A 21,448-nucleotide genomic window follows, 5' to 3' on the forward strand; every position below is an offset into this window, starting at 1 on the left:
ACGACCGTGTCCGCGGAGTTAAACGGCGATTAACCACATGTTCGCTAGGCTGCATGTCGATGGAGCCGCCGGTTCGGGCGTCGACCCGTCGCCTCGCGCGCGACGCTGCGCCCGCCCCCTCACGGAGCCCGACCCCCGCCGATGACCTCCCGACCGATCCCGATCGCCTCGCCCTTCCAGAGGCTCGCCGCGCTTCTGTCGGGGGTGACGCCCGGCCTGCCTCCGATCGACCTCACCATCGGCGAGCCGCGCCATCCGGTGCCGGACTTCGTCGCCCCGACGCTGGCGGGGTCGATCGCGGATTTCGGCCGCTACCCGCCCATCAAGGGCACTGCCGCGTTCCGGCAGGCGGTCGCCGACTGGCTGACCCGCCGCTACGGCCTTGCGACGCCGGTGGACCCGGAGGCCGGCGTCCTGCCGCTCAACGGATCGCGCGAGGGCCTCTTCTTCGCTGCCCTCCAGGCTGTGCGCCGACGCGGCGCGGGGACGGACCGGCCGGCGATCCTCCTGCCAAATCCCTTCTACCAGGTCTACGCGGCGGCCGCCGAGGCGGCGGGAGCCGAGGCCGTGCTCCTGCCCGCCGGGCCGGAGACCGGCTTCCTGCCGGACCTCGCCGCCCTCGATCCGGCCCTCCTCGCCCGCACGGCCGCGGTCTTCTACGCCTCGCCGGCAAACCCGCAAGGCGCCGTCGCCAGCCTCGCCACGTGGCGGGAGCTGATCGGCCTCGCCCGGACCCACGGCTTCTACGTGTTCGCCGACGAGTGCTATTCGGAGATCTGGCGCGGCGCGCCCCCCGCCGGCGTGCTTGAGGCGGCGGATGCGATCGGCGACGGCTTCGGCAAGGTGGTGTCGTTCAACTCCCTGTCGAAGCGCTCCAACCTGCCGGGCCTGCGCTGCGGCTTCGCCGCCGGGGATGCGGACTTTCTCGCCGAATGGGCGGTGTTCCGCAACGTGGCGGCGCCCCAGGTGCCCCTGCCGGTCCAGGCGGTCGCCGTGGCGGCCTTCGCCGACGAGGCCCACGTGGCGGAGAACCGCCGGCTCTACGACCTGAAGTTCGCCGGCGCGCAGGCGCGGCTCGCGCCCCTGTTCGGCTCCGTGACCCCGCCCGGCGGCTTCTTCCTCTGGCTCGACGTGTCCCGCTGGGGCGGTGGCGAGGCGGTGACCCGGCGGCTCTTCGCGGAGGCCGGCGTGAAGGTCCTGCCCGGCGGCACCCTGGCCGCCGAGACCTTCGACCCCGAGACCGGCGACCCCGAGACCGGCGACCCCGGGGCCGGACGCAACCCGGGGGCGGACTACATCCGGATCGCCATGGTGGAGGCGCCGGACCGGACGGACGAGGCACTGGCGCGGCTGACGGGAGTGTTGACGTGATGGACGGCATCGAGGCGCGACGCGGCGCCAGCGTGATGACGGCGGGCCACGGGGAGCGCGTGCGCTCCGGCCGGCGCGAGGTCGCCGGCGGGCGGGGCTCGGCGGTCCGCAAGCCCGTGGCGGACTCCCGGCCGAGGCCGGAGGAAAGCCGCATGGGCCGGACGGTCCGGCGCAACCTGTCCGCCGCGGCGGGGCTCGCGCTCCTGGCCGGCCTCGCGGCCCTGGCGGCCGCCCTGGTGACCTGGTCGGTGGACGATCCGAGCTGGAGCCATTCCACCGACGCGGTGCCGCGCAACCTGTTCGGCGCGCCGGGCGCCGTGGTGGCCGACCTCGTCCTGCAGCTGATCGGCGTCACCGCCGCGGTCTTCCTCGCCCCGGTCGCCATCTGGGCCGTCCAGCTGATGACCGGTCGCACCGTGGAGATCGCCCGCAGCCGCTGGCTCGCCTGGATCGCCGGCACCTTCACCGGCGCGGCCTTCATGAGCGCCCTGCCGCCGACCGCCGGCTGGCCCCTGCCGACCGGGCTCGGCGGCGCGATCGGCGACCTGGTGCTGCAGGTCCCCGCGGCCTTCACGGGAGGCGTCCTCACCGACACCAACCGGCTCGTCTGCATGATCCTGTTCGGGCCCGTGACGGTGGCCTTCCTGGTGTTCGCGGCCGGCTATCCGCGGAGCGCCGAGGAGGACCTGGACGCGGACCTCGACGACGACGGCGCCGACGAGCCGGAAGGCCGCCTGCAGGCGGTGGCCGGCGCCCTCGCCCACGGCTTCTTCATGGTCCGCGCGCGGCTGTCCCGCCGCTTCGGCCGCAAGCCGGACTACGCCTATCCGGGCGAGGACGACGGCTGGGAGATTTCCGAGGACGACGCGCCGGGGCCGGAACCGGTGCGCGGCCGGGCGCGCGGCGCCGCGGTCGCCGGCCGGGTGAGCGGCTTCATCCGGGCCCTGACCGAGCCGCGCGACGGCCTCGACGACCTGGTGCCCGCCGGCCGCGGGCGCGACGCGGCCTTTTCCGGAGAGGAGCCGCCGTTCGACGAGGACGCGGACGACCCGCGCTTCTCCCTGGACGAGCGCCTGATGGACCGGGCCGGGACGGCGCCGAGGGTCGACGGCCGCGACGGCGTGCGCGCCCCGGCGGGCCGTGCCGTGGCCGGCGACGAGGACGACGACGGCTTCGAGCCGCCCCAGCCGGTCGCCATGGCGCCGCCCAAGGCGGCGAGCCGGCCGATCCAGGTTCCGCTGCGCGGTCCCGCCGCCCGCATCGCCGGCGGCCAGCCGGTCGCCCAGCCGCGCGTCGCGGGCCGGGTGCAGGCGCCCGCCGCCCCGCCCCAGCCGGGCCGGAACGGCGTGGAGCAGCTCTCGCTGCTCGACGGCTGGCAGTTCCCGCCGCTCCAGCTTCTCGCCGAGGCCAAGGCCTCCGGCGGCCCGGTGAAGATCTCCGCCGACGCGCTGGAGCAGAACGCGCGACTTCTCGAAGGCGTGCTGGAGGACTTCGGCGTCAAGGGCGAGATCATCAACGTCCGCCCCGGTCCCGTGGTGACCCTCTACGAGCTGGAGCCCGCGCCGGGCATCAAGTCGAGCCGGGTGATCGGCCTCGCCGACGACATCGCCCGCTCCATGAGCGCCGTCGCGGCCCGCGTGGCGGTGATCCCGGGCAAGAACGCCATCGGCATCGAGCTGCCGAACCAGCGGCGCGAGACGGTCTACCTGCGCGAACTCGTCGGCGCCCAGGACTTCGAGCGGTCCAAGGCCCGGCTCGCCCTCGCGCTCGGCAAGACCATCGGCGGCGAGCCGGTGATCGTGGACCTCGCCCGCACGCCCCACATGCTGGTGGCCGGCACCACCGGCTCGGGCAAGTCCGTGTCCATCAACACCATGATCCTGTCGCTCCTCTACCGGCTGAAGCCGGAGGAGTGCCGGCTGATCATGATCGACCCGAAGATGCTGGAACTCTCCGTCTACGACGGCATCCCTCACCTCCTCTCGCCGGTGGTGACCGACCCGCGCAAGGCCGTGGTGGCCCTCAAGTGGACGGTCCGCGAGATGGAGGACCGCTACAAGAAGATGTCGAAGCTCGGCGTGCGCAACATCGAGGGCTTCAATGCCCGGGTGGCGCAGGCTCTGGAGAAGGGCGAGAGCATCGCCCGCACGGTGCAGACCGGCTTCGACCGGGAGACCGGCGAGCCCATCTTCGAGACCGAGGAGATGGACCTGAAGCCGCTGCCCTTCATCGTGGTGATCATCGACGAGATGGCGGACCTGATGATGGTGGCCGGCAAGGAGATCGAGGGGGCGGTGCAGCGGCTCGCCCAGATGGCGCGCGCCGCCGGCATCCACGTGATCATGGCGACGCAGCGCCCGTCGGTGGACGTGATCACCGGCACCATCAAGGCAAACTTCCCCACCCGCATCTCCTTCCAGGTGACCTCCAAGATCGACAGCCGCACCATCCTCGGCGAGCAGGGCGCCGAGCAGCTGCTCGGCCAGGGCGACATGCTCTACATGGCCGGCGGCGGCCGCATCCAGCGCGTCCACGGACCGTTCGTGTCCGACGGCGAGGTGGAGGCCATCGTGGCGCACCTGAAGGCCCAGGGCGCGCCCGACTACCTGGACGCCGTCACCGAGGACGAGGACGGCGGGGAAGGCGGGGAAGCGGGCGGCGAAGGCTGGCCGAACGGCATGGCCGACGGCGAGGGCGCCGACCTCTACGACCAGGCGGTCGCGGTGGTCCTCAGGGACAAGAAGGCGTCCACCTCCTACATCCAGCGTCGGCTCGGCATCGGCTACAACCGCGCCGCCTCGCTCATCGAGCGCATGGAGAAGGAAGGCATCGTGGGGCCGTCCAACCACGCCGGCAAGCGCGAGATCCTGGTCGGCGGCGGCGCCGAGGAGGACTGAGCGCGACCGGCCGCCGCCGGGAATGGATCGGCCGGCCCGGATCGACCGGCCCGGACCGGCGAGCATGATCGTCGGGCATGATCGTCGGGCATGGATCGAACGTGGTTTTGCCACGTTCCCTTTCTTAAGTGACGCGATGGACACGGGCGGCGGCCGCCGCCCCGGCCACCGTCACGATCGCTGGAACGCCTCACGATGTCTTTTGCCGCCTTCGCCCGCCGCGCCTGTCTCGCCATCGCGGTGTCCTTCGGCCCGGGGCTCCTCGCCTCGACCGCCCCGGCCGTCGCGGCCCCGCAGCTCGGCCAGATGTCGCCGGAGCAGCGCGCGACTCTCGACGCGGTGAACACCTACTTCAACTCGATCGTCACGCTGGAGGGCAAGTTCGTCCAGACCGGGCCGGACGGCGGCCAGACCACCGGTTACTTCGTGATCGAGCGCCCGGGCAAGTTGCGCTTCCGCTATTATCCGCCGGCCAAGCTCGACATCATCGCCGACGGCAAGACCGTCGCGATCGACGACAAGGCGCTCGGCGAGCAGACCCTGCTCCTTCTGTCCGAAACGCCGCTGCGCTTCCTGGTGCAGACCAACATCGACCTGACCCGCGAGGCCGTGGTCCGCCAGGTGACCGCCGACGCCGACCTGATCACGGTCGTCATGGAGGACACCGCCGTCTACGCCGCCGGCAGGCTGACCCTGATCTTCGACGCCCGCACAATCGAGCTGAAGCAGTGGACGGTGACCGACGCCCAGGGTCTCGACACCACGGTGGCGCTCTACGAGGTGAAATCCGGCACCGAGACGAACCCCAAGTGGTTCGAGATCAACTACCGGAAGTACCGCTGACGTCTCGCCGGGCTCCCGGCGCCCGGCCAGCCGCCGCCCGCTCTCCCGGCTCCAGCTCGCCGGCCGCCCCGTGGCCGGCCCCTTCCCCGTTTGGTCCTCGACCGTTCGGGATCAGGATGTCGAAGCAGGCGCCGCCGTCGCTCGATAGGGCGAGCCGGCCGCCCTCCTTCTGGACGAAGCCGGCCACGAGGGTGGTGCCGAGGCCGGACGGCGACCCGTCGGCGGCCGGCAGGCCCCGCCCGTCGTCGCGGATCCTGAGGTGGAGCCCGCCCGCCACCGGTTCGAAATCCACCGTCACGCTGCCCCGGTCGCGCTCCGGGAAGGCGTGCTTGGCCGCGTTGGTGACGAGCTCGTTGACGATGAGGCCGAGCGACAGGGCCGTGTCGGCGGAGACCATGACGCTGTCCGCCCGCACGCGAAGATCGACGGCCGGCGTCGCCGGCAGGGTCTGGCGGATGGCGGCGCAGATCTCCTTCAGATAGTCCCCGAAGTCCACCGTCCCGAGCCGGCCCGAGCCGTAGAGGGCCGCGTGCAGCTCCGCGATCGTGGCGATCCGGTTTCGCACGCGGTCGAACTGGTCCCGCACGGCCCTGTCGTCGGTCGCCCGTCCCTGGAGCAGCAGGAGGCTGGAGATCATCTGGAGATTGTTCTTGATCCGGTGGTTCATCTCGCGGAACAGCGCCTCGGCCTGGCGGAGGGCCTCGTCCCGGGCGAGGTCCGCCGACTTGCGGTCGGTGACGTCGCGGATGAGGAGGCCGAATGTGTCCGCCTCGATCGAATAGGCGTAGACCTCCAGCCACCGCCGGAAGGTGCTGGACCAGCCTTCCATGCGGTCCGGCGCACCGGTTCTCACCACCCGGTCCACGAAGGCGAGCCAGTCCGGGTTGACCGGCCCGAGGAGCGTCGCGATGCGCGCCCCGGCCAGCGCCTCCGGACTTTGGCCGACGAGGCGGGCGGCCGCCGGGTTGGCGTCCACCAGCCGGCAGTCCACCACGGCGCCGGACCGGTCCCGCACCGCCTCGCCCACCAGGAAGCCCTCCGTCATGGCGTCGAACAGGCGGCCGGTGCGGGCGCGGCTTTCCGCCAGGGCGCGCTCCGCCTCCAGGCGCTCGGTCATGTCGATGTCGAGGCCGGTCATCCGGATCGCCTTGCCGCCCCCGTCGCGGCGCACCTCGCCGCGGGTGGCGAACCAGCGCAGCGCCCCGTCGGGCCGATGCACCCGGTAGACGATCTCGAAGTGGTCGCCGTGGTCGAGGGCGGACCGGAGCGCCACGCGCCACGCGGTCCGGTCCGCCGGGTCGACGAGCGCCTCCATGCTGTCGAAGCTCGGCTTGAAGCGGGTGGGGTCGACGCCCATCAGGGCCGCCAGGCCTTCCGACCAGCGGAGATCGCCGGTCTGCGGATCGAAGGTCCAGTCTCCCACCCGGGCGGCCCTGTGGAGGAGGGCGAGGCGGGCCTCGCTCGCCTCCAGCCGCCGCGTCGTCCGGCCGAGCCGATCGCCGAGGACGACGAGCAGGCCGCCGGTGATCAGGAAGAGGGCAAGGTTGAGCCAGATCGACGCCAGCTCCCGCCCGGCCTCGACCATGATGGCCGTCGCCGCGACCGCGCTCGCAAGGAGCGCGGTGACGCCGGGACCGGCGGTCCAAAGCAGCGTGGCGAGGAGAACGACCGGATAGAAGAACACGAAGGGCGCAAGCGCCGGGTCCAGGGCGCCCGCCGCGAACCGCAGGGCGGCCGCTGCCCCGGCCAGGGCGGCGGCGGCGGCATGGCGCGTCAGGGTCCTGGCGACAGTCGGCACCATCTCGGCCTCTACCATCGGGGGCTAGACCGATCCCGGAGAGGACGATAGGCGCGCGCCAGCGTGAGCGAAAGCTGTCAAAATCCCGCAACGACGGATGGCGCCCCGGTGGCGGCGAGGCATGCTGGAACAAGGACGATGGACGCCCGTTCAGCCAAGCAGCCGCGGGGTCGGGCCCGGCCGACGAGCCCCCGGGCCGCGGCGCGCCGGACGGCCTCGACGGTCGGTCCGGGACGGCGAAAGGACGACACACGTGACGACCATGATCGGCGGATCGCTGCTCGCGGGCGGTGGCGCCGCCTTCCGGCTCTTCGCGCCCGACCATCCGTCCGCGACCGTGGTGGTGGACGGTCGCGACACGCGCCTCGATCCCGAAGGCGACGGGTGGTTCTCCGGCCGCGTGCCGGACGCCCGGGCGGGCTCGCGCTATGGCTTCCGGCTCGGCGCCGGCCCGGATCTCGTTCCGGACGTGGCGTCGCGCCATCAACCGGACGGCCCGCACGGCTTGAGCGCCCTCCTCGACCACGACGCCTTCCCCTGGACGGACGCGGGCTGGACCGGGGTCGCGCTCGACGACGCCGTGATCCTGGAGATCCACATCGGCACCTTCACGCCTGACGGCACCTACCGGGCCGCGGCCGACAAGCTGCCGCTCCTCAAGGAGGCGGGCATCACGGTCGTGGAGCTCATGCCGGTGAACGACTTTCCCGGCCGCTTCGGCTGGGGTTACGACGGCGTCGGCTGGTTCGCGCCGGTCGCCGTCTACGGCGAACCGGACGACCTGAAGGCCTTCGTGGACCGCGCCCACGCGCTCGGCCTCGCCGTCATCCTGGACGTGGTCTACAACCACCTCGGCCCGGACGGCCAGATGCACCGGCGCTATGCGGAAAGCCACTTCTCCCGGCGCTACGAGAACGAGTGGGGCGACCCGCTCAACTTCGACGACGACGGTTCGGCCGGCATGCGGGCGCTCGTGGTGGAAAGCGCCGCCGCCTGGATCCGCGACTATCATCTCGACGGCCTGCGTTTCGACGCCACCCAGCAGATCTTCGACGCGAGCCCCGTCCACGTGGTGGCGGAGGCCGCCGCCGCCTGCCGGATCGCCGCGGGCGGGCGCGAGCTCATCCTGGTGGCCGAGAACACGCCCCAGGACGTGGCGGTGATCAAGCCGGCCGACGCCGGGGGACAGGCCCTGGACGGCCTCTGGAACGAGGACTTCCAGCGCGCCGCCCGGATCGCCGCCACGGGCGAGCGGGACGCCTACTATTCCGACCTTTCCGGCTCGGCCGCCGAGCTGGTCGCCGCGCTGCGCTGGGGCTTCCTCTACCACGGGCAGCGGTCCGCCTGGGACAAGGCCCCGCGGGGCAGCTGGGCCTTCGGTACGGACCTGAAGCGCTTCGTGGCCTTCCTGGAGAACCACGATCAGGTGGCGAACAGCCGGACCGGCGATCGGCTCGCCCGCATCGCCGACCGAAGCCTCCTGCGCGCCCTGACGACGCTCCTCCTCCTGTCGCCCCAGACGCCCATGCTGTTCCAGGGCCAGGAGTTTGGCTCGACCCGGCCGTTCGTCTTCTTCTGCGACCACGGGGGCGATCTCGGCCAGGCGGTGCGCGCCGGGCGCAAGGGCTTCCTCGACCAGTTCCCGGCCGTGAGGCACGACGCCATTCCGGACCCCTGCGCGGAGGCGACGTGGCGCTCGTGCGTGCTGGACTGGTCGGAGCGGGAGCGGAACAGCGCCGCGCTGGCGCTCCACCGGGATCTGCTGGCGCTCCGCCGGGCGGACCCGGTGTTCCGCCGTCCCTTGGAGCTCGCCGTCTCGACGCCCGTCCCGGATCTCGCCCTGATGCGCTGGTTCGGCGACGACGGGGACCGGCTGCTCGTCCTCAACCTCGGACCGGGCCGGACCGTCGAGACGCTCCCGGACCCGCTGTCCGCCCCGAGGCCGGGCCGGCCCTGGCGGATGATCTTTTCCAGCGACGACGACGTTTACGACGGACGCGGCGCCGTGCCGGCCCTCGACGCCGACGGCGTCTGGTGGCTGCCGGGGCGCAGCGCCGTGGTGCTCGCCGGCTGAGGGCGCGCACCGGCCGGTCCGCCGGCGCGACACGATCTATGGCACAAGGAGACGGACGATGACGGCCGCGACCTGGTGGAAGACCGCCACCATCTACCAGATCTATCCGCGATCCTTCCAGGACAGCGACGGCGACGGCGTCGGGGACCTCGCGGGCGTCCGCGCCCGGCTCGACCATCTGGTCGACCTCGGCGTGGACGCGCTCTGGCTGTCGCCGATCTTCGTCTCGCCGATGCGCGACTTCGGCTACGACATCGCCGACTACACGGCCATCGACCAGGTGTTCGGCACCATGGAGGACTTCGACGCCCTCATCGCCGAGGTCCACCGGCGCGGGCTGAAGATGATCCTCGACCTGGTGCCGAACCACACGTCCGACGAACACGCCTGGTTCCGGGACAGCCGCGCCGGGCGGGACTCGCCGAAACGCGACTGGTACATCTGGCGCGACCCCGCGCCGGACGGCGGCCCGCCAAACAACTGGCAGTCCGAGTTCGGCGGCAGCGCCTGGGCCTTCGACGAGGCCACCGGCCAGTACTACTACCACGCCTTCCTGGCCAGCCAGCCGGACCTCAACTGGCGCAACCCGGCGGTCCGCGAGGCCGTCACCGACGTGATGCGCTTCTGGCTCGACAAGGGCGTGGACGGCTTCCGCATCGACGTGCTGTGGCACCTGATGAAGGACCAGTCCTTCCGCGACAACCCGGAAAATCCCCGCTGGCGGAATGGCGACGCCCCGACGGACCGTCTGATCAAGCTCTACACCACCGATCTCCCCGAAATGGAGGAGGTCGTCCGCCTCCTCCGCCAGACCGTGGAGCCCTATGGCGACCGTGTCCTGATCGGCGAGATCTACCTGCCGACCGAGCGGCTGGTGCGCTACTACGGTGCCGACGACGACGGCGTGCACCTGCCGTTCAATTTCGCGCTGATCGACGCGCCATGGGACGCGCGGCACATCGACCAGATGATCCACGACTACGAACGGGCGCTACCCGAGGGCGGCTGGCCCAACTGGGTGACGGGCAACCACGACAAGCCGCGGCTCGCCACCCGCGTCGGCCTCGCCCAGGCCCGGGTGGCGGCGGTGCTGCTTCTCACCCTCCGTGGCACCCCGACCCTCTACTACGGCGAGGAGATCGGCATGGAGCACGCCGTGTTCGACGACGCGACCGCCCTTGATCCGTTCGCCCGCCAGGTGCCGGGCTTCGGTCTCGGCCGGGACGGCGCCCGCACGCCGATGCAGTGGCGGCCCGGTCCGAACGCCGGCTTCTCCGATGGCACGCCCTGGCTCCCGGTGAGCCGCACGGACGAGGCCGCCACCGTGGAGGGCCAGCGCGACGATCCCGCGTCCATGCTGTCGCTCTACCGCCGCCTCCTGGCGCTCCGGCGGACCCGCGCCGCCTTCACCGAAGGCGTCTACCAGGGCCTCGCCGCCGAAGGGGATCTCCTCCTCTACCTCCGGGAGGCCGGCGCCGAGCGCTTCCTGGTCGCCCTCAACCTCGGGTCCACGCCCATCTCGGTCCGGCTCACCGGGCCGGCCGCGGCCGGCGAAGTGGTCATCTCGGCCCGTCCGGGACGGGAGGGAGAGCGGGTGGGCGGCGAACTCCACCTGGACGGCGACAACGCCCTCGTGATCGCCCTCGACCCGACCTGAAAGCGGCGGCCGATCGAACGCCCGCCGGCGGCGATCGCCGGCGGGGGCGACGAACGAGGCTCATGGACGGTCGATCCTGACCATGAAGAGCCCCGGCCGATGACCGGGGCTCGCCGACGGACGCGCCGTTGAAGATGGGAGCGGACGTTCAGCCCTGGCCGGGCGTGCTCGGCTTGGTGCCGCCGGGGCGGGCCTGGTCGCGGGCATTGTCCGGACCGCCCTTGCGGGCCGGACTGTCCGGGCCGGCCGACCCCGACGTGCCGGACGACGAGCTGCCACCGGAGGTGGAGCTGCCACCGGAGGTGGAGCCGCCACCAGAAATGGAGGGCCCGCCGGTGGTCGACGAGGTACCGCCCGTCGTCTGGCCGCCGGCGCCGGACGACCCGCCGCCGGACGTCCCTCCGCTGGAGGCCGACCCACCACCCGTCGTCTGTCCGCCACCCGTCGTCTGGCTGCCGGAGGTGGACGAGGAGCCGCGCGTGGTCGCCGGGCTGGACGACGGCCCGCCCGCTCCGACGGACCCACCGGCGGGGGACGACGACCCGCCGCCCAGGGAGCCACCCGCCGTTGCCGCTGAGCCGCCGACGCCCGTGGACCCGCCCATGGCGGACGCGCCGCTGCCCGTGGCCGGTCCGGAGGGAGCCGGACTGTAGCGGGACGCGAGAGCGTCGGCCCGCGCGCCGGACGGCTGCTGGCTCTCATTGTCGAACGACAGGGAGCGCCCGTTGACGCCCATCCAGGCGAGCGTTCCGCCGGCGGCCGCCCCGAGCAGGCCGATCAGCCCGCCACGGCGCAGCCCCCAGTGGACCAGGAGGCTGCCGCCGAAGACGGCGGCGATACGGTCGGTCCGGTCGAGCGGGGCGCCGCCGGAGGCGGTCGATCCGACACCGTGACGCAGGCTGCGGCTCTCCAGGTCTGACAGGTCGCGCGGCATGGTCTGTCTCCGACTGTCCACCCCGGTCGGGGGCGGGCGTTGCTTGTCCAAGCGATGAACCCGGAGGTGCGGCCTTCCGTTCCGAGCCCGTCCGGGGCGGCGACCGCATGCGACACGCATGTGCCGACGACTTGCCAATTCAGACATGACGATCGTTGTTTCGCGCGCCGCGTTTCCAGATCTTCGATGGCTTTCCGCCTGTCTTCATCCATTTGGCGCATGACCATGCGCCGATCACTTCGTCATGAGTACGGAGTGCAGCTGGACGGGACCGAAGAGAAACACGGAACAGCCGAGTATCGGTGAGGACCCGCGGGACGGTCTGACTGGGAGAAGGGCGGCCAAGACCCTCTCCTATAAGAGAAATTAACTTTCGACTGCGACCCTGCCGGTCTCGGTACTCCCGGCGGCGGTCGAGGCGCGAGACGCGTCGGACCCGTGGGCCGGGCCCGCCGGGGCCTGTCTGGACGGCCGGATCCGCCGGCCGTCCGTCCCCCAGGAGCCGGCGACGCCGCCGGCAGCACGACCGCCGCCCACCGCCCGGGCGACCGTCCAAGCCGCAGGTGCGCCATGCCGACGATCGTCATCCTGGATGATCAGATCACCAACCAGAAGATCTTCGCCAAGATGGCGGCGACGATCGGGGAGGACGTGGAGGTCTTCACCTTCGGGGACGCCGACAAGGCGCTCGCCTTCGCGGCCGAGCGGGTGCCGGACCTCGTCGTGACCGACTACGAGATGCCCGGCATGAACGGCGCGGACTTCATCCGCCGCCTGCGCGCGGTGGCGGAGCTCGCCGACGTGCCGGTGATCGTCGTGACGGTGTTCGAGGAGCGCTCCTTCCGTCTCGCGGCCCTCGACGCCGGCGCCACCGACTTCCTGCAGAGCCCGGTGGACCGGCGCGAGTTCGCCGCGAGGGCGCGCAACCTCCTGAAGCTCCGCCGCCAGCAGCAGGAGCTGGAGACCCGGGCCGTGACCCTGGAGAAGCGGCTCCACGAGAGCGAGCGGACGCTGGAGCGGGCGATCCGCGATTCCAGCGAGCGCCTCGCCCAGGTCATCGACACCGTCCCGGCCATGGTGAGCGCCACCGACCGGTTCGGCCGCCTCCTGTTCATGAACGGCTTCCAGGCCCGGCTCATCGGAGTGGACCCCGCGGCCGTCGCCGGGCGCCGTCTGACCGAGATCCACGGCGACGAGAAGGGCGAGCGGGCGGCCGCCCTCGACCGCATGGTGATGGGCAAGGGCGAGCCGATCCGCAACCTGGAGGAGGAGATCGTCGACGCCAGCGGCGCCCGGCGCTGGTTCCTGACCACCAAGTCGCCGCTCCGGGATGCGTTCGACCGGATCGCCGGCGTGGTGACCTCGTCCCTGGAGATCACCGAGCGCAAGGCGACCGAGACCCACCTCCACTACATCGCCCACCACGACCAGCTGACCGGATTGCAGAACCGCACCGCGCTCGCCGCGCGCCTGCGGCTGGAAGTCGCGCGCGCCCGCCGGGGCGAGCGGACCTTCGCGCTTCACCTGATCGACCTCGACCAGTTCAAGAGCGTCAACGACGTCCTCGGCCACCCGATCGGCGACGCCCTTCTCGGCCTCGTGGCCGATCGTCTGCGCACGCTCGAAGGCGACGGGGCCGCCATCGCCCGCCTGGGCGGCGACGAGTTCGCCGTGCTGCAGACGAACGTGACGGACATGGAGTCCGCCGCGGATCTCGGCCGGGCCATCTGCGCCCTCATCGGCCAGCCGTTCCGGATCGGCGACACGCCCATCACGACGGCGGCGAGCGTCGGCATCGCGGTCTTCCCGCACGACGGCACGGACTACGAGGAGCTGTTCCGCAACGCCGACCTCGCCATGTACCGCGCCAAGGGCTCCGGCGGCGGCCGGCACTGCTTCTACGCCTCCGACATGGCCGTCAGGGTGCGCCAGTCGGCGGTTCTGGACCAGGCCCTCCGCGAAGCCCTGGAGAAGGGCGAGTTCCTCCTCTACTACCAGCCGCAGGTGGACGCCCGGAGCGGCGACATCGTGGGCGCCGAGGCGCTGATCCGCTGGCGGCGCGGCGACGGCCGGATCGAGACGCCGGTCGCCTTCCTGCGCCGGGCGGAGGAGAACGGCATGATGCTGCCGATCTCCGGCTTCGTCATGCGCGAGGCCTGCCGCCAGGCCGCCGCCTGGAAGCGCCAGGGCCTGCCGCCGCTGCGCATGAGCATCAACATCTCGCCGGTGCAGTTCCGCGGCCGCAGCCTGCCGCTGCAGATCGCCTCGCTGATCGGCGAGACCGGCATCGACCCGGCGCTCCTCGACCTGGAGCTGACCGAGACCACCGTCATGGAGGACCTGGAGGCGGTGGCCGAGCAGTTGGCCGAGATCCGCGCCCTCGGGGTGACCATCTCGATCGACGACTTCGGCACCGGCTTCTCCTCCCTCGCCTACGTGAAGCGCTTCCCCGCCGATCGGCTGAAGATCGACCAGGCGTTCGTGCGCGACCTGATCGACGACCCGAGCGACGCCGCCATCGTGCGGGCGATCGTCAACCTCGGCCACAGCCTGGGCATGGGCGTGGTGGCGGAAGGGGTGGAGACGGAAGCCCAGGCCGAGAGGCTGCGCGAGGAACGGTGCGACGAGTTGCAGGGCTACCATTTCGGCCGTCCCATGCCGCCGGACGACTTCGCGGCGCTGTTCGGCGTCCGGACCGCCAACCGGAACGGACAGGCCCGATGACAGGCTTCCGTTTCCGGCCGCTCCGGGCTCTCGGCCACACGGTCGGCCGCATGCGGCGGCGCCTGCGGCAGCGGCCCGACAGCGAACACGAGATGACGCTGAACCGGCTGGCCTTCGCCGGCCTGGTGGTCGGCTGGCTGTCCGTCGCCACCGCCCTCGGCGACGCGAGCGCGGCCGCCATGCTGGACCAGACGGCCCTCGCCTTCCTGGTCTTCTTCGCCGTCGCCATCGGGATCTTCTGCCACATCCTCGCCTACCCGGGGGAGTCGGTCGCCCGCCGGCTGTTCGCCATGGTGGCGGACTTCGCCATGATCTCCGCCGCCGCCGCCGCAGGGGGCGACAGCACGGGCTTCTTCTACCCCCTCTATCTGTGGACCGTGTTCGGCAACGGCTTCCGGTTCGGCATTCCCTATCTCAACGCGTCCATGATCATCGCCCTCGTGGGGCTCGCGACCGCGCTCCACGAGACCGGCTACTGGCGCGAGCACGTCGGCATGACGGTCGGCATGCTGGCCGGCCTCGTCATCCTGCCGCTCTACGCGGGCGTCCTCATCCGCAAGCTCCGGGAGGCCAAGCGCGTCGCCGAGGAGGCGAGCCAGGCCAAGAGCCTGTTCCTGGCGAGCGTCGGCCACGAGCTGCGCACGCCGCTGAACGCCGTCATCGGGCTGTCGGACCTTCTCGGCCGCGAGGCCCTGACCCGCGGACAGGCCGAGATGGTGGAGACGATCGCCCAGTCGGGCCGGTCGCTTCTCACCCTCATCAACGCGCTCCTGGACTTCTCGCGCCTGGAAGCCGGCCGCATGCCGACGGTGGTGAACAGCTTCACCCTGTCGGAGATGGTCGATCGCGTCGCCGCCATGCTGCGCGTGGAGGCGGACCGAAAGGGTCTCGCCTTCGACGTCTCCATCGCGCCAAACGTGCCGGCGCGGCTCGTGGCGGACGAGCGCCACCTGGAGGAGGTGCTGGTCAACCTCGCGTCCAACGCGGTCAAGTTCACCGAGAGGGGCCGGGTCGCCATCGCGGTCGACCGCCTGGATGGGGACGACGGCCGCGACCGCGCGACGCTGCGCGTCGCCGTCTCCGACACCGGCATCGGCATCGCCCCGGAGGCGCAGGAACGGGTGTTCGAACGCTTCACCCAGGCGGACGAGACCATCATCGACCGTTTCGGCGGCACCGGCCTCGGCCTTGCGATCTGCAAGCAGCTGGTGGAGCTGATGGGCGGGCGCATGGGCCTCGTCAGCGAGCCCGGCCGGGGCAGCACCTTCTTCTTCGAGCTGGAGACCGGGATCGCGGCGCCGGTCGATCCGGCCGAGGCGGCAGCCAGGGCCGAGCCGGACCTGCCGCGCCTGCCGTCCCTGTCGGTTCTCGTGGCGGAGGACAACCGCACCAACCAGATGGTGATCTGCAAGATGCTGGAGGCCGCCGGCCACCGCCCGACCACGGCGGACGACGGCGAAATGGCGCTCTCGCTCCTGCGCGAGCAGTCGTTCGACCTGGTGCTGATGGACGTCAACATGCCGGTTCTCAACGGCATCGAGGCCACCAAGCTGTGGCGCTTCATGTCGCTCGGCCGGCCGCGCACCCCGATCGTGGCGCTGACCGCGGACGCGACGCCGGAGGCGCGCGCCCGCTGCCTGGATGCCGGCATGGACGCCTGCGCCACCAAGCCCATCGACGGGCGCCGGCTGGTGGAGGTGATCGCCTCCGTGCTGCCCGCCGGCATGACGGACGCGCCTTCCAAGGGCCCGATCGACGCCCTGGAGGCCGAGGCTGACCCCCTGGCGGGCATGCCGGGCGGCCGCCCGCTCGACCCGGTGAAGCTCGACGACCTGGAGCGGCTGGGCGGGCCGGAGTTCGTCGCCGATCTCGCGCGCGAATTCATCCGGGAGGCCGACCGGCTGGTGGGCGATCTCGGCGACGCGGTCGCCCGCGACGACGTCTACGCCTTTCGGGCGCTCGCCCACGCGCTGCGGAGCGCCGCCGCCAACGTGGGCGCGGAGGGCATCTTCGAACTCTGCCTGTCCTGGCGCGAGATGGACGCGGCGACGCTCGCCCGGGACGGCGAGCGCAACGTGCGCGCCCTGGAGGCCGTGTTCACCGAGGCCCGCGCCGCCTTGGAGGCCCACGTGCGCTCGGTCGGCGCGCGCGACTGGGTGGCGTCCTGACGCGAACCCCTGAGGCGGCCCCGGCTCGCGCGGCCGTCCCGCCCGCGGGCGGCCGTCAGGCGCCGGCCTCCTTCTGGAGCCGGCGCACCTGCGCCATCTGGAGGTGTTCCATCCGCCTCAGGTCCGCGGCCGGGAGGCGCATGGCGGTGTCGACCCAGAGGTCCGTCACATCCCGGAGCTCGGCGAGCGACAGCGGGTTCACCCGCTGGCGGACCTTGAACAGGGTCTGGCGCACCGCGTGGCTCTGACGCTCGGCCAGATAGGTCGCGACCGCGTGCTCGCCCTCGCCCTCGTCGACCACCTGGTCCACGATGCCGATGTCGCGCATCTCGTCGGCCGAGTAGATCTTCCCGGAAAAGATCATCCGCTCGGCCCGGGCGGCGTCGAGCCGGCGCGCCAGGAAGGAATAGGCGCCCATGCCGGGGAAGCTGTTGAACAGGATCTCCGGCAGGCCGAGCTTCACCTGCCGCTCGGCGATCAGCACGTTGCAGCAGAGCGCTCCTTCAAGGCCGCCGCCGAGCGCGTCGCCCTGGAGGAGACCGACCGACACCACGCCGGAATCGAACCCGATCGCGATGTGATAAACCGCGTCCACGCAGTCGAAGGCGTAGCGGCGCACCGCCTCGCGGTCGCCGGCCCGGATCGCCTGGGTCAGGAAGGCGAGGTCGCCGCCCATGTTGTAGATGCCCGGAATGCGGGAGCCCTGCACGTAGTAGCGGATATGCGGCTCCTCGCCGGGCGCCTGGGACGCGGCGAGCGCCTGGATTGACCGGTGCAGCACGATCAGCTCGCGCACCATGGCGGGCGTGAAGCTCGGCGGTCCGCTCGGCCGCATGTGGCACCACAGCGCGCGGGTGTCGGGATCGAGGCGCACGTCCAGCTCGCGCCACGTGCGGTTGAGAAAGGCGAGGAGTTCCTTGGACGAGCTGGCAGCCTGGCGGTCCGGTCCGGTGCGGTCCGCCGGCACGTCGGATGGGCGCCGCAGGGAGGGGGAGGCGGCGGTCTGCGATCGGTCTTCAGCCTTGAGGATCGTGCTCGCGTCGGTCATGCGGGCTCTCCGTTGCGCTCCGGGGAGGGCGGAGCAGGCAGCGTGACGGGGTTCCGGTCCGGTGGTCCCGAGCCCCGTCCACAATCCTGAGGCACTGATTAAGGATTTGTTAAGGATTATCTTCGAAGCCGCTGCCGGATGGTTAATGACATCGGTTTTTACGCCATTCGGCTCCGCTGTCCGGCATGTCACGAGGGTCGTCCTACCCGTGCTATTTCCGCCATGGCGTCTCTCGACGATCCTTCTGACGAGCCTCGGACCATCGTGGGGAGCGCTCCAACTTCGCTCGCGTGTGGACTGTTCCCATTCGTCTGAAGATCCGAGTCGGGCGGCAACCTGGAGGCGTCCCCGGGGCGCGGCGGGAGCGCCGGAACGCTTCCGGCCGTCGGCACGGCGACGCCATTCCGGCTCGTGCCGAGCCCGCGAACCGCTCGTCCAGGGCTCGTGCCGAGCCCGCGAACCGCTCCGTCCAGGGCTCGTGCCGAGCCCGCTCGAGGCTCGTCCAGGGCTGTTGACTCCGATCCGGCCCTCTGGAATCCATGTGCGAACAAAACAGGAACATCGACTCGTCCTACATGGCCTATGCCGAACTCGTCGCCGCGTCCAACTTCTCCTTCCTGCGGGGCGCCTCCCACCCGGAGGAGCTTGCCGAGGCGGCGGCGGCGCTCGGCCTGAAGGCCTTCGCGGTGACCGACCGCAACAGCGTGGCCGGCGTGGTGCGGGCCCACCAGGCCGCCAAGGACCACGGGGTGCGCTTCGTGCCCGGCACCCGCCTCGCCTTCGCCGACGAAACGCCCGACATCGCGCTCTGGCCCATGGACCGGCCCGCCTGGGGCCGGCTCTGCCGCCTGCTCAGCCTCGGCAAGCGGCGGGCCGACAAGGGCGACTGCCGCCTTGGCCTCGACGATCTCCTGGCCTTCTCCGAGCGCAGCCATCTCGCCGTGCTGCCGCCGGAACGCCTGGACGCGGACGGGCTCCGCCGGCTCGGCGCCACGCTCCGCCGGCTTGCCGCCGAGACGCCCGGCCGGGTGCGGCTGGCCGTCGCCTGGCGCCAGGACGGGGCGGACCGCCGGCGCCTCGCCCGTCTCGTCCGCCTCGCCCGGGACGCCCGGGTGCCGGTCATGGCCGTCGGCGACGTGCTCTACCACCACCCGGACCGGCGCAGCCTCCAGGACGTGCTCACCTGCATCCGCGAGCACACCACGCTGGCCGAGGCCGGGCGGCGGCTGGAGCGCAACGCGGAGCGGCACCTGAAGGCGGAGGAGACCATGCGCCGGCTCTTCCGCGACCTGCCGGAGGCGGTGGACGAGTCCGGCCGCCTTCTCGCCGACCTCGCCTTCTCGCTGGACGAGCTGCGCTACGAATATCCGGACGAGCCGACGGAGGGGCACCCGTCGCCCCAGGCGGCCCTGGAGGCGCTGACCCTGGAGGGCGCCGCCCGGCGCTATCCGGCCGGCATCCCGGAAAAGGTGAAGGCGGCCGTGGAGCACGAGTTCGCCATCATCCGGCAACTCGGCTACGCGCCCTACTTCCTCACCGTCCACGACATCGTGCGCTTCGCCCGCTCCCGCGGCATCCTCTGCCAGGGCCGCGGCTCGGCGGCCAACTCGGCGGTCTGCTTCTGCCTCGGCGTGACCGAGGTGGACCCGGAGCGCGGCGACCTCCTGTTCGAGCGCTTCATCTCGCCGGAGCGGCGCGAGCCGCCGGACATCGACGTGGACTTCGAGCACGAGCGCCGCGAGGAGGTGATCCAGTACATCTACGGCAAATACGGCCGCGAGCGCGCCGGCCTCGCCGCCACGGTCATCTCCTACCGGGCGCGGTCGGCCATCCGGGAGGTCGGCAAGGCGTTCGGCCTCTCCGCCGACACGGTCGGGGCCCTCGCCGGCCAGATCTGGGGCTGGTCGTCGGCGAGCGTGCGGCCCGAGGACGCCCGGCGCGCCGGCGTCGATCCGGCCGACCGGTCCGTCATGGACGTGGTGCGCCACGCCAGGGCGCTCGCCGGCTTCCCGCGCCATCTGTCGCAGCACGTGGGCGGCTTCGTCATCACCCGCGGCCGCCTCGACGAGGTGGTGCCCATCGAGAACGCCGCCATGGAGGACCGCACGGTCATCGAGTGGGACAAGGACGACCTGGACCTCCTGGGCATCCTGAAGATCGACGTGCTCGCCCTCGGCATGCTGTCCTGCGTGCGCAAGGCCTTCGGCATGCTGGCCCGCCACTACGGCCGGCCGCTCACCATCGCCACCATCCCGCCGGAGGACCCGGCCGTCTACGACATGCTGTGCCGGGCGGACAGCGTCGGCGTCTTCCAGGTGGAGAGCCGGGCGCAGATGACCATGCTGCCGCGCCTTCGCCCGCGCACCTTCTACGACCTCGTCATCGAGGTGGCGATCGTCCGACCCGGCCCCATCCAGGGCGACATGGTGCACCCCTATCTGCGCCGCCGCCAGGGCCTGGAGCCGGTGACCTTCCCCAAGCCCGAGCTGGAGGCGGTGCTGGGCAAGACCATGGGGGTGCCGCTCTTCCAGGAGCAGGCCATGCGCATCGCCATCGTGGCGGCGGGCTTCACCCCGTCGGAGGCCGACAAGCTCAGGCGCGCCATGGCGACCTTCCGCAAGGTGGGCACCATCGGGACCTTCCAGGCGAAAATGATCGACGGCATGGCGGAGCGGGGCTACGACCGCGACTTCGCCGAGCGCTGCTTCCGGCAGATCGAGGGCTTCGGCGAATACGGCTTCCCGGAAAGCCATGCGGCGAGCTTCGCGCTCCTCGTCTACGCGTCGTCCTGGCTGAAGTGCCACTATCCGGACGTGTTCTGCGCCGCTCTCCTCAATGCCCAGCCCATGGGCTTCTACGCTCCCGCCCAGATCGTGCGCGACGCGGAGGACCACGGCGTGGAGGTGCGCCCCGTGGACGTGAACCGGTCCGACTACGACAACACCCTGGAGCACGGCCCCCACGCGGCCGACCGGCTGGTGCCGCGCCACCGGACCATGCGGCCGGTGGTCTGGTCGAGCCATGCGGTCCGGCTCGGCCTGCGCCAGATCAAGGGCGTGCGCGAGGACGACATGCGCCTCCTCGTGGAGCGGCGCGGCGCCGGCTACGACAGCGTGCGCGACGTCTGGCTGCGCACCGGCCTCGCCCGCGCGGTCGTCGAGCGGCTCGCCGACGCGGACGCCTTCCGGTCCATCGGCCTCGACCGGCGGGCGGCGCTCTGGGCGGCGCGCGGCCTCGGCCGCACCGGCGACGAGGAGACCCTGCCGCTCTTCCTCGCCGCCGCCGGCGAGGGGCCGAAGCGCGAGCCGGACGTGCACCTGCCGCCCATGCCGCTCGGCGAGCACGTGGTGAACGACTACCGCTTCCTCTCCCTGTCGCTGAAGGCCCATCCGGTGACCTTCGTGCGGGCCGAACTGGCCCGTCTCGGCGTGGCGCCCAGCGAAGCCCTCGCGGTGCTCGCCCCGGGGCGGACCGTCACGGTGGCGGGCCTCGTGCTCGTGCGCCAGCGGCCCGGCTCGGCCCGGGGCGTGATCTTCATGACCGTGGAGGACGAGACCGGCGTCGCCAACCTGATCGTCTGGCCGAAGGTGTTCGAGGCCTTCCGCGGCGTCGTCATCGGCGCCCGCTTCGTGCGCGCCACCGGCCGGCTCCAGCGCGACGCGGGCGTCATCCATCTCGTCGTGGAGCGGATCGTGGACGAGACGCCCCGCCTCGTCCGGCTCACCGGCGACCTCGACGGCGTGGACGCCCTCGCCCGCGCCGACGAGGTGAAGCGCCCGGTCGCGGAAGGGCGCGACGACAAGCCGAGGCCGCGCCTCGTGCACATGCTGAAGGAGACGCCCGAGATCGCCGACGACCTGAAGCGCGCGGCAACCGGCACCGCGCGGGTGATGCCGAAGGGCCGGAACTTCCAGTGAGCCCCCAGCCGGCGCCG

11 protein-coding genes are annotated in these 21,448 nt (G+C 72.1%); 8 read left to right on the top strand and 3 right to left on the bottom strand.

What is annotated here, in order from left to right; genetic code table 11:
• Positions 1–141 precede the first annotated feature (141 nt).
• From HND91_RS03040 to HND91_RS03050, 3 genes are all read left to right on the top strand, one after another.
• A complete protein-coding gene (locus HND91_RS03040; protein WP_181705028.1) occupies positions 142–1,371 on the top strand; it encodes an aminotransferase class I/II-fold pyridoxal phosphate-dependent enzyme in 1,230 nt (409 codons plus the stop codon).
• Positions 1,371–4,268: an FtsK/SpoIIIE family DNA translocase gene (locus HND91_RS03045; RefSeq protein ID WP_425485416.1), complete on the top strand. Its 2,898-nt coding sequence runs from the start codon at positions 1,371–1,373 to the stop codon at positions 4,266–4,268. The genes HND91_RS03040 and HND91_RS03045 overlap by 1 nt, the downstream gene beginning before the upstream one ends.
• 195 nt (positions 4,269–4,463) lie before the next feature.
• Positions 4,464–5,111, top strand: coding sequence for a LolA family protein (locus tag HND91_RS03050; protein ID WP_181705029.1), 648 nt, complete (start codon positions 4,464–4,466; stop codon positions 5,109–5,111).
• Here the strand turns inward: HND91_RS03050 and HND91_RS03055 are convergent.
• The gene (locus HND91_RS03055; protein WP_181705030.1) at positions 5,089–6,912 is read right to left on the bottom strand and encodes a sensor histidine kinase; all 1,824 of its coding nucleotides are present in this window, start codon (positions 6,910–6,912) and stop codon (positions 5,089–5,091) included. The genes HND91_RS03050 and HND91_RS03055 overlap by 23 nt on opposite strands.
• Before the next feature lie 259 nt (positions 6,913–7,171).
• On the opposite strand from HND91_RS03055, the gene treZ reads away from it, so the two are divergent.
• Positions 7,172–8,983, top strand: coding sequence for a malto-oligosyltrehalose trehalohydrolase (gene treZ, locus HND91_RS03060; RefSeq protein ID WP_181705202.1), 1,812 nt, complete (start codon positions 7,172–7,174; stop codon positions 8,981–8,983).
• 58 nt (positions 8,984–9,041) lie between these two features.
• Entirely contained in the window at positions 9,042–10,640 is a 1,599-nt protein-coding gene (locus HND91_RS03065) for an alpha-amylase family glycosyl hydrolase (RefSeq protein ID WP_181705031.1), read from the top strand.
• Positions 10,641–10,788: 148 nt separating this feature from the next.
• Here the strand turns inward: HND91_RS03065 and HND91_RS03070 are convergent, their stop codons facing one another.
• A complete protein-coding gene (locus HND91_RS03070) occupies positions 10,789–11,574 on the bottom strand; it encodes a hypothetical protein (RefSeq protein ID WP_181705032.1) in 786 nt (261 codons plus the stop codon).
• Between the two features lie 570 nt (positions 11,575–12,144).
• On the opposite strand from HND91_RS03070, the gene HND91_RS03075 reads away from it, so the two are divergent.
• Together HND91_RS03075 and HND91_RS03080 are read left to right on the top strand one after the other, a co-directional pair.
• Positions 12,145–14,298: a GGDEF/EAL domain-containing response regulator gene (locus HND91_RS03075; protein ID WP_181705033.1), complete on the top strand. Its 2,154-nt coding sequence runs from the start codon at positions 12,145–12,147 to the stop codon at positions 14,296–14,298.
• Complete coding sequence (locus tag HND91_RS03080) at positions 14,295–16,466, top strand: sensor histidine kinase (RefSeq protein WP_181705034.1); 2,172 nt, start codon at positions 14,295–14,297, stop codon at positions 16,464–16,466. The genes HND91_RS03075 and HND91_RS03080 overlap by 4 nt, the downstream gene beginning before the upstream one ends.
• A 55-nt stretch (positions 16,467–16,521) precedes the next feature.
• Here the strand turns inward: HND91_RS03080 and HND91_RS03085 are convergent, their stop codons facing one another.
• Positions 16,522–17,514, bottom strand: coding sequence for a crotonase/enoyl-CoA hydratase family protein (locus HND91_RS03085; RefSeq protein WP_181705035.1), 993 nt, complete (start codon positions 17,512–17,514; stop codon positions 16,522–16,524).
• Between the two features lie 539 nt (positions 17,515–18,053).
• On the opposite strand from HND91_RS03085, the gene HND91_RS03090 reads away from it, so the two are divergent.
• Complete coding sequence (locus HND91_RS03090; RefSeq protein ID WP_246329248.1) at positions 18,054–21,431, top strand: error-prone DNA polymerase; 3,378 nt, start codon at positions 18,054–18,056, stop codon at positions 21,429–21,431.
• Positions 21,432–21,448 lie beyond the last annotated feature (17 nt).

This window comes from Chthonobacter rhizosphaerae, from assembly GCF_013839525.1.
GTDB classification, from domain to species: Bacteria; Pseudomonadota; Alphaproteobacteria; order Rhizobiales; family Pleomorphomonadaceae; genus Chthonobacter; species Chthonobacter rhizosphaerae.

Excerpts from the sequence above, each read along its gene's own strand:
- HND91_RS03040 (WP_181705028.1), top strand. The coding sequence starts at position 142 with ATGACCTCCCGACCGATCCCGATCGCCTCGCCCTTCCAGAGGCTCGCC.
- HND91_RS03045 (WP_425485416.1), top strand. The coding sequence starts at position 1,371 with ATGGACGGCATCGAGGCGCGACGCGGCGCCAGCGTGATGACGGCGGGC.
- HND91_RS03050 (WP_181705029.1), top strand. The coding sequence starts at position 4,464 with ATGTCTTTTGCCGCCTTCGCCCGCCGCGCCTGTCTCGCCATCGCGGTG.
- HND91_RS03055 (WP_181705030.1), bottom strand. The coding sequence starts at position 6,912 with ATGGTGCCGACTGTCGCCAGGACCCTGACGCGCCATGCCGCCGCCGCC.
- treZ (WP_181705202.1), top strand. The coding sequence starts at position 7,172 with ATGATCGGCGGATCGCTGCTCGCGGGCGGTGGCGCCGCCTTCCGGCTC.
- HND91_RS03065 (WP_181705031.1), top strand. The coding sequence starts at position 9,042 with ATGACGGCCGCGACCTGGTGGAAGACCGCCACCATCTACCAGATCTAT.
- HND91_RS03070 (WP_181705032.1), bottom strand. The coding sequence starts at position 11,574 with ATGCCGCGCGACCTGTCAGACCTGGAGAGCCGCAGCCTGCGTCACGGT.
- HND91_RS03075 (WP_181705033.1), top strand. The coding sequence starts at position 12,145 with ATGCCGACGATCGTCATCCTGGATGATCAGATCACCAACCAGAAGATC.
- HND91_RS03080 (WP_181705034.1), top strand. The coding sequence starts at position 14,295 with ATGACAGGCTTCCGTTTCCGGCCGCTCCGGGCTCTCGGCCACACGGTC.
- HND91_RS03085 (WP_181705035.1), bottom strand. The coding sequence starts at position 17,514 with ATGACCGACGCGAGCACGATCCTCAAGGCTGAAGACCGATCGCAGACC.
- HND91_RS03090 (WP_246329248.1), top strand. The coding sequence starts at position 18,054 with ATGTGCGAACAAAACAGGAACATCGACTCGTCCTACATGGCCTATGCC.